The sequence below is a fragment of the Pseudoxanthomonas sp. SGNA-20 genome (genome assembly GCF_003931635.1).
GTDB lineage: Bacteria > Pseudomonadota > Gammaproteobacteria > Xanthomonadales > Xanthomonadaceae > Pseudoxanthomonas.
In genome coordinates, this window is record NZ_RRYK01000022.1 from 1 (window position 1) to 2,056 (window position 2,056).

1 protein-coding gene is annotated in these 2,056 nt (G+C 72.0%); it reads right to left on the reverse strand.

What is annotated here, in order from left to right:
• A partial coding sequence (locus EIM48_RS15235) for a methyl-accepting chemotaxis protein (RefSeq protein ID WP_125112050.1) occupies positions 1 to 1,782 on the reverse strand: 1,782 nt, incomplete at its 3' end.
• Between the last annotated feature and the right edge of the window lie 274 nt (positions 1,783 to 2,056).

Consider the following 2,056-nt stretch of genomic DNA (forward strand, 5'->3'; position numbering starts at 1 on the left):
ACGCTGGGCCAGCGCCCGCACCTCGGAGGCGACCACGGCGAAGCCGCGGCCCTGTTCGCCGGCACGCGCCGCCTCGACCGCGGCGTTGAGCGCAAGGATGTTGGTCTGGAAGGCGATGCCGTCGATCACCGAGATGATGTCGGCGATCCGGCGCGAGGAGGCCTGGATCTCGCCCATGGTGCTGACCACCTGGCCGACCACCTGGCCGCCCTCGGAGGCAACGCCGGCAGCGCCGATGGCCAGCTGGTTGGCCTGGCGCGCGTGCTCGGCGTTCTGCTTGACCGTGGAGGTGATCTCCTCCATCGACGCGGCGGTTTCCTCCAGGTTGGCGGCCTGCTGCTCGGTGCGGCGCGACAGGTCGTCGTTGCCGGCGGCGATCTCGGTGGCGCCGGTGCTGATCGCGGCGGAGGCGTCGCGGATCCGGCTCACGATCGTGGCCAGCTGTTCGACCGTGGCGTTGGCGTCGTCGCGCATCTGCGCGAACACGCCGCGGAACTCGCCTTCCATGCGCACGGTCAGGTCGCCCTGGGCCACGGTGCGCAGCAGGGCGGAGAGCTGGTCCAGGTTGCGCTCGGTGGTCTCCATCAGCAGGTTGAGCCCGGCCACCATGGCGTGGAACTCGTGCTGGAAGGCGCCGGCGTCGCCACGCTGGGAGAAGTCGCCGGCCGCCGAGGCCGCGACCAGGCCCTGGATCTGGGCGTTGATCGCGGCCAGGTTGCGCTTGCAGGTATCCATGGCCTCGGTGATCGCGGCGCGCTCGCCGGGCAGGCGGTCCATGTCCTGGGACAGGTCGCCGACCGCGTACTGGCGCATCACCTCCACCGCGCGCAGGGTCACGGCGATGTGCTGGTGCACCAGCGCGTTGGCGTCGCGCACCATCAGCCCGTAGTCACCGGGGAAGCCGCTGTCGTCGATGCGGTAGCTGGTCTCGCCGGCCTCGTGCCGGCGCGCCATCTCGCGCTGGGCCTCGATCACCGCGCGCAGGCGCTGCTGCATTTCCTCGATGGAGTCCAGCATCTGGCCCATCTCGTCCTTGCCGTGCTCGCCCATGCGCACGTGCAGGTTGCCGCTGGACACGCCGCGCACCGCGGCCAGGGCGCGGTTGGCCGCGTCCAGCACCGAGCCGCCGATGGCCCAGCCGGCGAACAGGGTGATCAGCACCAGCAGGCCGCCAGCCACGGTCATCACCGCGGTGAACTTCAGCGCCTGCACCTGCGGCACGTCCAGGTAGGTGCCGGTGGCGACCACCCAGCCCCAGGGTTCGTACAGCGCGGCGTAGGAGCTCTTGTTGACGTCGCGGTCGGTGCCCGGCTTGGCCCAGGCGTAGTCGACGAAGCCGCCGCCGGCCTCGGCCGCGCGCACCAGGGCGGGGAACACCGCCTTGCCCTCGGCGCTGGCCACCTCGGCCACCGGCTTGCCTTCCAGGTCCGGGCGCTGCGGGTGCATCAGCATCCGCGACTGGCGGTCGAGCACGAAGATGTAGTCCACGCCGCCGGAGGCGCGCATCACCCGCAGTGCGTCGAGCGCCGCGGTCCTGGCGGCGGCTTCGTCCATCTGTCCGGCCTCGGCTTGCGCGGCGTACTGGCCGACCACGCCCAGTGCCATCTCCGCCTGGGTGCGGGCCGCGTGGCGGTGGGCGTCGGTCAGGTCCAGGTACTGCAGGCGCGCGGCCACCACCGACAGCGCGATGATGCCCAGCGCGACGAACGCCGCCTGCATCAGGAACTTGCGCTTCATCGAATGGTTGGCGAGGAACCGGCGGAGCAGGGACGGGACGTTCATTCGCGCGGACTTCTACGGGTTGCCGGCTATATCGGCCGGAACCGGGGATTCTTTCGTGGAAGGGGCAAAAAACAGGGGCCCCGGACGTGCCGGGGCCCCTGCCTGTGGCGGACGCGGCCCGGGCTCAGAACTCGGCCCAGTCGGCCTCGTTGATCACCGTGGCGGCCTGCGGGCTGCGGCCGGCCGGGCGCGCGGCCTGGGCCTTGTGCACCGGGAACGGCACGGCCACGGCGGCCGGCGCGGCGGCCGGGGACGGCACGTCCAGCCCGCCCTG